Origin of the sequence: Microbacterium sp. B35-30 (genome assembly GCF_010634855.1) — a bacterium.
Lineage (GTDB): Bacteria > Actinomycetota > Actinomycetes > Actinomycetales > Microbacteriaceae > Microbacterium.
The window spans coordinates 61479-73260 of record NZ_MWLQ01000010.1 but is presented as its reverse complement, the minus strand read 5'-3'; the positions used below and the strand labels follow the sequence as shown (position 1 = coordinate 73260).

Here is an 11782-nt window from a genome sequence, read left to right as displayed (position 1 = left end):
AAACCGCGGGGGGCCCCCCCGCCGGCGCGGCGGGGCCGCCCCCGGGGCGGGGGCGGGGGCGGGAAGCGGGGGGGCGCACCCGCCGAGAAGGCCGCCGCGACGCGGGCAGCGTCGAGCGCGGCACCCGCGAGCACCCCGTGGATGCCCGACCAGTCCCCCGCCGGCTCGGCCTCGGGGTCGGCCGGTGACGGCGCACGCTCGACTCCGCACCTCTCGATGAGGGCAGCCACCGCGGCCACCTCGCCCAGCTCGGCCAGCGCGTCCTGCAGCGCCCACGCCACCGCGGCAGCCGCGCGCGGCGGGAGCGCGCCCTCCGGCTCGTCCTCGACGAGGGGCTCCAGCAGTTCTCCGTCGCCGAGAGGTCGCCATCCCGCCCCGTCGCCCGCGAACGGGCCGGGGTGCCACGCGACGAGCGGATCGAACCGTGCCTCGACGGTCACGGCCAGCGGCGTGCCGGTGTCCTCGCCGGCGAGCTCGCCGAGCTGCCACTGCCGCGCGAGCATCCACAGCGGATCCCACACCTGAGCCATCAGTCCCAGCGCGGGGTCTCCGCTGACCGGGTTGGGCTCGATCCTCGTCGTGAACGGCCGGATCGAACCGCGTCCGGGGAACGGGACCGCTCGGAAGAGGCCGGCCATCGTCAGGCTCCTCTCGTGAACGTCGCGACGATGCTCTGCGGCGAGAGGAGCAGCTGCGGGTCCACCACGTGCTCGTCGATCAGCGACCAGTGGTGCACGCCGATGGCGGGCAGGATCTCGCCGAGACCCGGCACGTCGGCCGGCGTCGCGAGTCGCATGCGCAGCAGCAGGCGCACCTCGTCGAAGACGGCGTGCACGCGCTCCTCGGTCCACCCGGCGCCGTCCGGTGACACCGCGAGCAGCAGGGCCTGCGGCGCGCGGGCACCCGGAGCGTTGGCGTGCACGGCGAGGCCCGTCGACACCAGATGCTCGCGCGTGGGCGGCTCGGTCGCGTCGTCGACCGTGCGCAGGGCAGGGCGGTGCTCGGTCCACTGGTCGATCACGAACCCGGCGATCGTGGCCGTCGCCTCGAACCGCGCGGTCGGCTCGAAGACGAGGGCGGTGACCGGCTCCGACGGCGGTTCGGCATCGCCGATCCACCTGTCGGCCCCGAACACGGCCGCGCGGACGGTTGCGCCGCGCCCTGTCGCACGGCGCAGGGCTGCCAGGGTGGCGTACGCCCCGACGGCGGGGCGCACGGTCGACAGGCGTGCGATCCACTTCCGCACGCCGAGTCCGTCGGCGATCGGCAGCAGCGCGCCGGCGAGCTCCGGGGCGGCGGTCGGGTCGAGCTGCGCGACGGCCGGCACGCCGCCCACGAGCTCGCCGAGCGCTTCGCGCGGCGGTGCGGTTGCCGCTGCCGCCAGTCGGCTCGCCAGCAGGCCGTCCAGGCCGGCGACGTACCCCCTGAGAATCTCCAGCTCTTCCACTGTCGTGCCGGCGAGCGTCGCGGGGTCGGTGCCGTCGCCGATCCCGACGAGTGCCAGGGCGTCGGCACGACGGAGGAGCCCTGTCCGGTCGGTGGGCAGATCACCCACGAGGGATGAGAGGTCGTCTCGAGCCTGCTGCGCCCGCGCCGCGAGGTCGGTCTCGTCCACGGCGAAGGCCGGTGCGACGGAGCCGCCGCCGGCGACGAGGTCACCCGGCTCGAGCGGCCGCGCCGCCGTCAGCACGGCCCGTGCGGCCGTCGCGAGCTCCCACGCGTCACCGAGGCTGATGCGACCGTCGCGCAGCCCCTCGCGGCCGGTCGGCGGCTCGGCGGGAAGCGAAGGTCTCACGCGCCGGCACCGGGCCCAGAATCGGGCCAGACCGTCGACGCTGCCGTCGGCGGCGAGCACCAGGTCGAGGGCACCGAGGCGGAGAATGGAGAGGTGGGTGGCGGTGCCGTTCGGTCGCACCTGCACCGCGATCCGGTCGGCACGCCCGAGCACGTCACGACACCACGCTTCGAGCAGGGGGTGAGCACGAGAGCGGATGCCGGGGACCCACCCCTGCCCCTGCTGCATACCGCTCGCGGCGCCGCCGCCCAGCACCGCCACGCGCGACGTGACACCGTGCCGCTCGACCGGCGAGCGCGGCACGTCGGGCTCCTCGGGCAGGGTGTCGCCCGACATCGCGTTCATCGCGGCGGTCGCACGCGCCGCGTCGCCTCCGGCCAGCTGATGAACGCCCTCCGCGAGCAGCAGATCGGCGACGGCGTCGGCCACCTCGTCGAGCCGCGCGATGAGCGACTGCACGACGGCCACCTCGTCAGCGCTCGCGGGGGTCACCCCGGGCCCTGGGCTGGCGAGCCCGCCGGCGACCGCGGACGGCGGCTTCTCGCGCAGCACCACGCCGTCGACCACCGCGCCGGTGTAGGCCAGCGCGTCGCTGCCGGCCGTCGCGGGAGTCTCGCGGCCGACGACGAGCGGAGCGAGGGCGCGCAGGGCGGGCACGAACCGGTTGAGGGAGAGATCGGTCTCGTGCAGCCAGCGCTCGAACCGGTAGCCGAGGAGCGCCCCGAGCTGCTGGCCCTGCCGCATCCCGCGCACGATGTCGATCGCCTCCCGCGATCGAGTGCTGCTGAGGTCGATCTCGAGCGCCTCCGCCGCGCCGTCGCCCGGCGCGTGCGTCAGGCGCGCGCTGCGGAGCACAGCGGCGGTGGCGGCGTGACGGGGCGAAGGCGCCTGCAGCCATCCCACGCCCGGCGAGCGCACGGGCTCGTCGGGGTCCTCGGGCCGCGGCGAGAGCGCGATGTCCTCCAGCCACGCGTACGACGCGACGACGACACCGCGGGGGCGCGAGGCGCGCAGCTGCTCGAGCCGACGCGTCGCGAGCGACGTCGCCCACGCGTCGAGCCGGTGTGACGAGGCGTCCAGCGCCCCGGCGAAGAGCCGTTCGCGGTGCGGCTGATCCAGCCCGGTGAGCCCCGCGACGCCTTGCCGCACCCGAGACGCCGTGTCGAGGGCGAAGAGGTACTCGAGGAGCATCGCGGCGAGCTCACGAACGAGCGACGCCAAGCTGAATGCGGGGAAGAGCCGGTCCGAGAGCGGCGACCGCCGCAGTGCCTCGATGAAGCCCCTCCCCTGGCCGCGAAGCCGCTCCAGCTCTCCGCGCGGTACCTCCGTGGAGGTCATCTCGCCGAAGTCGAAGACATCGGGCCGGGTCACCTGCGACATGAGCGCGTCGAGCCGGATCTCGTCCTCCGAGGCGTCGCGGCCCGGCTGCATCGTCCCGCGCAGTCGTTGGACGAGCGTGTCGCGGAGCTCCGTGCCTGGCCCCGATTGCGGCTCCCGCACGACGATGTCGATCTCCTCGTCGCCGAAGTCCATGCGCCGCATGATCTCCGCGAGCGACGCGCGCGCGGCGGCGAACGAGCTCGCTCGCGCCACGGTCGCGAGCAGCTGCAGCACGCTCTCCTCGAAAGTCTCGTCGGTCGTCTCGGCCAGCACGGCCAGCGCGTCGTCGTCGGTATCGTGCACCAGCGGAAGACCCAGCATGCGCGGCTGCCCGATGTGCGGCACCCCGCGCAGCGCTCCCGGCCTGACGCCGAGTCGCATCTCGAGGTCGCGCGTGACATCGGCGCGTTCCTCTTCGAGACCCGGGGCCGTCCGCCGCAACGACGCGCCGAGGGCGCTGTCGGTGCGCAGGATGCGTCGGACGCGCACGTTGCGGCTCGCCGGCGCGAGCCCGAGGATGCGCGGCAGGGCGCCCGCGAGGTCGCCGCCGGTGACGGTGGGCGGCGCCGCCGCCGACGTCCACGACGGCCAGGCCGCGCGCACCGCGAACGCGACCAGCGCATCCGCTCGCTCCGCCGCCGTGTACTCCGGGGTGACGGTGACGGGGAGCAGGCCGTACGGTTGGCGTCCGGCACGCAGCGTGGGAAGCGGACCGGAAGGACGCACCCAGTCCGCGAGGTGCTCGCGCACGTCCCAGCGATCGAACGCCGACAGGGCACGGGCGGCCACGGCGTCGCGCAGCCATGGTTCCCACGTGACGGGCCACAGCACTTCGGCCATCCGCCTCGGAAGCTCGTCGTCCTCGGCGCCGCCCGCCCAGTCGTCGAAGGCGGCCGGGTCGTCGAGCCCGAGCGCGCGCGCGACGACGGCGCCCCCCGTCGCCGGAACGCCTGCTCCCGGCTCCGTGCCGCTCGCGTGCCACCCGGAGCGCGCGGCCTCGGTGTTGTTGGTCGGCGTTCCCGGGCCGAGCAGCGCCCGATCGCCGTGCGCGCGGAGCGCGGCGAGCACGGCGTCGGATTCGGCATCCGGGTCCGCGCGCCGCAGCCCCGACACGTACAGCCGGTCGATGGTCGCATCGCCGCCCGCCAGTGTCACCGTGACCGCGAGCCCGCGCTGCACCGCGACGTCGTAGTCGCGCATCCAATCGGCGGCGCCGGCAGCCTCGGACGCGAGCGCCTGCAGCGCGAGGGTGCGTTCGCGGAACTCCGCCTCCGCCCGAGCGCGGTCCTCACCCGGCGCGCCGAGATGGCCGAGACGGACGCCGAGGTCGTCGAGCATGACCCGCTCGCCGTCGGCGGCGGACTGCACGTCGCCTTGCCACACGACCACGCGGAACGAGTCCGGAAGCAGCGTCGGCCGTCCGGTCGCCTCGTCGATCGCGATGTCGTCGGGGTAGATCCGCACCCGCAACTCGACGACAGGCTCGCCGTCGCGGATGGCGTGCCGGGACTGGGTCTCCACCCGCACCGGAACGAAAAGCACCGGCACGGTGGGTTCCACATCGCCCCAGGCCTCAGCCATCGTCGTCCTCCCGCTCGGAGAAGATGTCGTCGACCAGCGTCCGCACCCGGAAGCCCACTCGCGCCGGCTTCTGGAACAGCGCCCACGCCACCTTCGCCGAGGTCTCGGGCACGTCGGGGGCGTCGGTCGTGACGGGGACCGTCGCCGGCAGGTGGCGCCCACCCGACGGCAGCCACCGGTCCCACGCGAGATCGTCGCGCTTCGGGGTGGGAGCACCCGCGGGCGTCGCGGTCTCGTCCAGTCCGAACCGCGGCGCACCGACATGCTCGGCGAGGGTGAACCAGAAGGCGCCCGTCGGGGGCTCCGGCGGCCCGGCGTCGGCCGCGACCGCGGCGACGGCGGTGAGATCGACCGCGACCAGCAGCAGGTTCGGGGCGAGGGCGAGCCGGAAGAGGCTCGGCACGGGGCGTGACACGTACCCGACCGGGTAGTCGGCGTTGGTCGAGGCCGCCACGTTGGCAAGCACGTTCGGGAACCGTCGCACCAGCTCGCCGCGTACGACGAAGACGAGCCTGCCCGCGCGCGCCGGGTCGAGATGTGTTCCCAGCCCACCCGTGCGCATCGTGTGGATGCCGGCAAGGAGGTCGGGCGCCGGCGTCCAGAACCGACGCAGGCTCGTCGCCCGCCCGTCGGTGGGGTACTCGCGCCACACGAGTTCGCGCGCGAACTCGTGGTTGGCCCCGACGAGGAAGCTCTCCACGAAGACCGCGTTGGTCTGCAGCGCGGTCACCATCTCGGGCTCCGGAATCGCCGCGACCCCGGGCATCAGCCACTCGCGGTCGTACCTGCTGAGGGCCTCGTAGAGCGGATGCCGGAACTCCGGCGCCGCTAGCACGTCATCGAGGTCGTCGGGGTCACGGCCGAACAGGCCGGCGAGGCCGGGCAGCCGCGTGCGCGCTCGCCGCGGCAGCGTGAGGAACGGCCGGAGCCGCCCGACGAGGTCGAGGCCGGCGATGTCGAGACGTTCCCGCGGCGGTTCGACCGGCTCGGCGAACTCGCCGGTGAACGCCTCGCCGAAGGACGCGGTGATCTCCTCACTCGGCCGTTCGGCGAGTTCCCGCAGCTCTTCGATCGAGGGCTCGGTCTCGAGCGGGTGCACACCCTCGAAGCCCCGCTCCTCGAGCGCCGTCATCACCGGGGAGAACACACCGGCATCGAGCAGATCTGTGTCGAACGGGTCGGGGTGCTTCGGGTCCACCCCGGCATCGGGGAAGCGCGCCACGCTCGGGGCCGGCAGCGCCCAGGGAGAGTCCGACAGTGCGAGCTTCCAGCCCATGCCGAGGACGGCGGCGATGCCCTCCAGGCGCAGCCGAAGACCGGGCTCGTCCTCGAGCGCCCGTACCTCGTCGGGGGTCGGCAGCGCGTCGATGAGTTCCGTCAACAGCGCGACGGATTCGTCCTCCGCGCCGACATCGCTCAGGAGAGACGCGTCTCCCTCCTCGAGCCGAACCATGAGCTCGCTCGTCTTCCGCGCGTCCGGCGCGGGGACCGGCAGCACCCAGTCGGCGCCCAGCTCGCCGTCGGCGATGAGACGTTCGCTCGCCTGCACCCGCTCCCCGGGAGGGATGAACCGGGCGGTGCGCCCGAGGGGTCGAGCGAGCCGGCGCAGCGCTCCGCCGACCGCGGCATGCGGCAGCGCGCTCGCCGCGACGGTGGCCCGCACCGTGACTCCGCCGAGGTCGACCTGGGCGTGCGCGCGCGCCGTGGCCGCCAGCAGGGCGGGCGGCGGCATCCGTTCGATCGTCCGTCTGTGCAGCGCCGTCGACACGATCCGCGCGAACTGCGCCGCGCGCAGCACCTCGTTCGCCTCGCGCACGTTCTGCAGCTGCGACCACGCGGCCGCCATGAGCGGCTCCTGGTCCATCTGCACCACCGCGGTGCCGAGCGCGGCTGCGATGCGGTGGGCGGGATCGAGATTGAGCTCGCTGAGCCAGCCGGGCTCGGCCGCATCCGCAGGGAGCGCGTCCGCCAGCAGATGCGCGCCGCCGTAGAGCGGCGGCCCCACCTCGGGGTCGGCCGCGGGATCGGTGCTCGCATCGACGAGCGCACGCAGACGAGTCGTGGCCGCGGCATCCCACCGTCCGTCGTCGGACGGCTCGGGCTCCCCCGACGCAGTGGGCGCGATGAGCGCGCCGTGCACCGGGCGGGGACCGTCCTCGCCGACGACCGTGATCCCGCTCCCCGGCTGCGAAGTGTCCACCCAGCGCCGGCCCAGGCCGTCCGCGGCCGGCACCGGCACGATCGCCCGCGCAAGCTCCTCGAAGCCGCGAGCCTCGCCGGTGGCGAACTCCCAGCGGTCGTAGACCGGGAGGACGACGGTGTCGGGGCCGTTCGGGTCCCACGCCCACGCGAGCGTGCCGATCGGACTCTCGCGCAGTCCCGCGCGCCGGCCCGCATCGAACGTGGGCACGACGAGAGCCGTCCACCGCTCCCGCGGGCGCAGACGCGTCGGGCTCACCAGGCGCGAGAGGTTGAGCTGCGACGATCCCGACCCCAGATGGCCGGCCAGTGCGGCCGCGTCGTGCCCCTTGCCCGACACCTGCGCGTGCGCCCACGCCCACGCGTCGCCGGGCGGGGGCAGCTCGGCGCGCGGCACTTCGATCGCCGGGGGCAGGTCGGGGCCGGCCGGCGCGAGGTCGCGCACGATGGAGGCGGTGGGCACGACGACGAGACGCAGCCAGGGTGGCAGCCGCCCCGCGGACGGCGCGGCGGGCGTGAACATCCAGGGCAGGTCGGGCGTGTCGAACTCGATGTGGACGAGGTCGCCGGTGGGTGCGTCGCCGGTGCCCGGCTCGGGGTGGCGCCGGATGATCTGCGCGGGATCGACGCCCACCACGTCACCGGGACCGCGCAGCGTGATGGGCTGCGAGACCGTCTCTGTGCCGGCACCATCGGTGAGGGCGAACGACACGTCCACCGTGGTGCGCACGCCCGCGGCGGTCGAGAAGACGGGACGACGGATGCCGGCTGCCGCGCCCGTCCGGTGGTAAGGCAGGAACGTGAAGCTCGCCGCACCCGCATCCTCGGGGGCGATCGCGGCGATCCTGGCCGTGACGTCGAGCACCTTCACGACACGACCACTTTCGTCATCGACGCCAGCCCGCCCAGCGACTGGCTCGCTGTGTGCACCGCGTCGGTCCACGGCGCGAACTCGGCGATGACCGCTCCCGTGCGGACGTCGGTGACGAGCGTCTCGCTCACCGGCCGCACTGCGATGCGCCGCTCTAGGTCGTCGGCGCGGTAGCGGTCGTCGACGCGCAGCCTGGTCGCTCCGGCCGGTCCGGCGTCCAGCACGAAGCGCGCCCAGCCCGACAGGTCGAAGAAGCCCACGCCGGAGCTCTTCTTCTCGGGCGCGCCGGGCCACGAGTCCTCGTACGCCATCGTCGCGCTCGTGGCGAAGCCGCGCAGCACACCCGCATCCGCTGCGGCGTCCGACGGGTCGATCGCGACACCGCCGGTGCGCTCCTCGAACTCCGGCGCGGCCAGCTGCGCATCCTTGGTGAGCGACATGAACTGGCCGACGCCGAACGTTTCGGCGACCGGGGAGTGGTCGGCATCCGTCCGCTCCGGCCCTTCCGGGCCGATGCGGACCGCACCCGCCAGCGCAAGTCGGCACCCTGCGGGTTCGACGGATGCCGCACCCCAGCGCTCGAGCGTCATGTCCAGTGGCGCGAGCCGCTGACTGGTTCTCATGAGCCCCCAAGGCTCGAGCACCAGCGCCCCATCCGGCAGGGGTGCGAGCCGCACCGGCGACGGCGCGCCCTGCCGGTCGATGCGCTGCCACGCGCCGGGCCGGCGCAGGGCGTCGGCGACCAGTCCCAGCGGGCGAACGGGGGGCGGCGGCGGCGCAGCCGGCGCGTCACCGAACTGCACCGGTCCGAACGAGATGCTCGGGTCCGGCAGTGGCCACGGGAGCGTCACCTTGCCGGTGCCGCTCACGCGCCACGGGCTCGGGCCGGACAGGTGCAGTGCGAGCGAGACGCCGAACAGTGCGCACCCGAGGGCCTCGACGTGGGCGCTCGCCGTAATGTCGACCTCGAACCCGAACGGATCGAACTGGATCAGGGCGTCGAGAGTGAGGGCACCGCGCACCGCGGCGATGCCCACCGAGTAGGCGATCTCGATCGCCCCGCCGAACTGCACGGTGTTGGGCGTGAGCGCCACGTACCCCTGCACCCGCAGCTGCAGGCCGATCGGCGGGGACATCTCGGCGCCGATGCGACTGAGGTCGGCGAGCTCGGGAGGCTTGCGCGTGTAGGTGGGATGGAATCCCCCGGCGCTCAGCACCACCGTGCGGTCGTCGCCGAAGCGGATGAGCAGGCCGATGCCGCCGTAGACCGACACGAACCCGATGCGCGACGAGTACAGCTCGGCGCGCACCAGCACGATCCCGCGACCGACCTGGGCCATGACCGCGGCGCGCAGGTCGATGATCGCCACGCTCTCGTCGGGGATCACCGACCGTGCGCGCCCGAGCACGATCATCACCGGATCCGGCACGGCGAGGAGGACGGCGACATCGAGTGTCACCAGGGTGACGGGGCGGCCCCATCCGAGCCGCAGCATGGGCCCGACGACGAACCCGCCGCGCTGGGCGGGGAAGATCCTGCCCAGCGACTGCAGGATCGTGGGCGCTGCCTTGCGGACGTCCTCGGGGAAGAGCAGGTTGTCGAGCACGCCGTCCTTGAGACCCGACGAGATGGCGGCGGGATCGATGCCTACGCCGAGTCCGACGATGCCGCCGACGGCGTTCAACGTGAACAGCAGTCCCAGTTCGATCGGCACGGGGAAGCTCACCGACATCACCGCGACGAACGACATCCCGTCTGCGCCGCTCGAACGCAGCAGGCCGAACGCCGTCACCTTGACCGGCCCGAGCATGATGTCGAGCACACCGCCGTACCCGTCCGGAAGCACGAGCAGGTAGCCCGACCCCCGCGCCGGTCCCGCGGTCAACGACAATCCGATGCCGCGGGGCGGCACCGCCACGACGGCACCCTCCCCCTCGCCGAACGGCGGCTCACCGCGCAGGATGCGGGTGGCGTCGAGCATCAGCCGCACGCCGGAGCCGTCGACCCGGGCGCCGATCACGCCCGCGATGTCGACCGCCAGACGGCTGCGCACCGTCAGCCCCATCGTGGGCCCCCCGGGTTCGAGCGCGAGTTCCAGCCCCTCGAGCTCGACCACCTGTGCGTCCAGACGCGCCGGCAGCGCGATCGGGCCGAGACTGCCGCCGGCCGTCAATCCACGGTGATCCACCGTCAGTTCGAAGTCGGCGGCAGCGCTGCCCGCAGCGCCGATGAGGATTCTCAGCACGCCTGCCGTCGCCTGACCGAGATCGATCCGCACCTGTCCGCCGCGCACCGACATGCGCAGCCCGGTGCCCGAGAGTGCGACGACGAGGCGGACCGTGCCGACGCGGAACAGTGCGACGCGCACGTCGCGCCGCGTCCACGCGAGCTCGACGGCCGATCCCGAGGCGGTCGCGGTGGGCGCAGTCAGGCCGAGCTGGCTCAGCAGCGCCTTCGGCCTCTGCTTCTCCACCGCCCTCTGGGCGGCGCTGCCCGCGTCCACGCCGAGCAGCGCGGCGGCGGCGAAGAACTGTCCGACCGCGTCCCACGTGGCGACGGCTGCGCCGGCGATGTTTCCCGCGGCAAGCAGGGCTGAGGCCTCATCGGCCTTCGCGAGTCCGGCGTCGATGAGCGCCGCGACGGGCCCGGTGTCGGGTGGCAGCGCGCCGTCGACGGCGTCCTTCAGCTTCGCCGGCGTCGCCATGCCACGGAGGCGTCCGAGGACGTAGTCGAGAGCCGCTCGGAGAAGCTGGGCGGGCAGGTCGTCCATCCGACCCCCTGCGGTCGATGGAAGGAACGTGCTGGAGCGGGACGTGCGAGGCACGGACCGTCGCGCCAGCCACGGCACGGCGGTGCGGGAACACCGGACTTCGGGCGCCGTTGCCCCTGACCAGCGGCGTCACTGACGAATCTGGCCTCCGCACGCGCTGTTGTCAACAGCCCGCGCTCGCGGCGGCGTCAGAGCTTGCGGAGCAGCACCTTCTCGACCGTATGGTCGGCGGCCTTCTGCAGCACGAGGTTCGCGCGGTGGCGGGTGGGCAGCACGTTCTCCTCGAGGTTCGGGAGGTTGATCATGTTCCAGTAGCCGAGGGCGCGCTTCACGGCCTCCTCGTCCGACAGCTGCGCGAAGACGTTGAAGAACGAGTTCGGGTTGCTGAACGCGGCCCGGCGCAGGGCGAGGAAGCGGTCGACGTACCACTGCGAGATGTGGGCGGCATCCGCGTCGACGAAGATCGAGAAGTCGAACAGGTCGCTCACCGCGACGTCGTTGGGCGTGGGCGGCGGCTGCAGCACGTTGAGGCCCTCGACGATGACGATGTCGGGGCGGCGCACCGTGACGACGGCGTCGGGGACGATGTCGTAGCGCATGTGCGAGTAGAACGGCGCCCGCACCTCGGGTGCGCCGCTCTTCACCTCGGTGAGGAACGACACGAGCGCCCGGCGGTCGTACGACTCGGGGAAGCCCTTGCGGTCCATGAGTCCGCGACGCTCGAGCTCGGCGTTCGGGTACAGGAAGCCGTCGGTGGTCACGAGCTCGACGCGCGGCGTTCCGGGCCAGCGCGAGGTCAGCTCGCGCAGCAGGCGCGCGATCGTCGACTTGCCCACCGCGACCGACCCGGCGACACCGACGATGAACGGCGTCGTCGAATCCGCCTCGCCCAGGAACCCCGACTCCTCGGCGCCGAGCCGCTTGGTGGACTCGGCGTACAGCGACAGCAGCCGCGACAGGGGCACGTACACCTGCGCGACCTCGGCCATGTCGAGGCGGTCTCCGAGTCCGCGGATCTGCACGATCTCGGTCTCGCTGAGCGGCTGCGTCAGGCCCGAGGCCAGCCGCGCCCAGTCGGCGCGATCGATCTCGCGGTACAGCGAGAGAACGGGGGTGACAGCACCCATGTCATAGGTGGTCGCTTCATCGGCGGACATCGCGTTCATCGTAGCCGCTGGCGGCGGG

The 11782-nt window shown here is 73.6% G+C and carries 5 protein-coding genes; all 5 read right to left on the bottom strand.

Annotated features, from left to right (window positions below):
• Positions 1-638, bottom strand: a 638-nt coding sequence (locus B2K11_RS04295; protein ID WP_204260003.1) for a hypothetical protein, incomplete at its 3' end; no start/stop codon positions are given.
• 2 nt (positions 639-640) lie between these two features.
• Positions 641-4756 (bottom strand): hypothetical protein, encoded by a 4116-nt coding sequence (locus B2K11_RS04290; protein ID WP_163617038.1) that lies wholly within the window; start codon positions 4754-4756, stop codon positions 641-643.
• Positions 4749-7826 carry a hypothetical protein gene (locus B2K11_RS04285; protein WP_163617037.1) on the bottom strand — a complete coding sequence of 1026 codons (3078 nt, stop codon included), beginning with the start codon at positions 7824-7826 and terminating at the stop codon, positions 4749-4751. Before B2K11_RS04285 ends, B2K11_RS04290 begins: the two co-directional genes overlap by 8 nt.
• Positions 7823-10597 (bottom strand): DUF6603 domain-containing protein, encoded by a 2775-nt coding sequence (locus B2K11_RS04280; RefSeq protein WP_163617036.1) that lies wholly within the window; start codon positions 10595-10597, stop codon positions 7823-7825. The genes B2K11_RS04285 and B2K11_RS04280 overlap by 4 nt, the downstream gene beginning before the upstream one ends.
• Before the next feature lie 188 nt (positions 10598-10785).
• Positions 10786-11754 carry a type I pantothenate kinase gene (gene coaA, locus B2K11_RS04275; protein WP_163617035.1) on the bottom strand — a complete coding sequence of 323 codons (969 nt, stop codon included), beginning with the start codon at positions 11752-11754 and terminating at the stop codon, positions 10786-10788.
• Between the last annotated feature and the right edge of the window lie 28 nt (positions 11755-11782).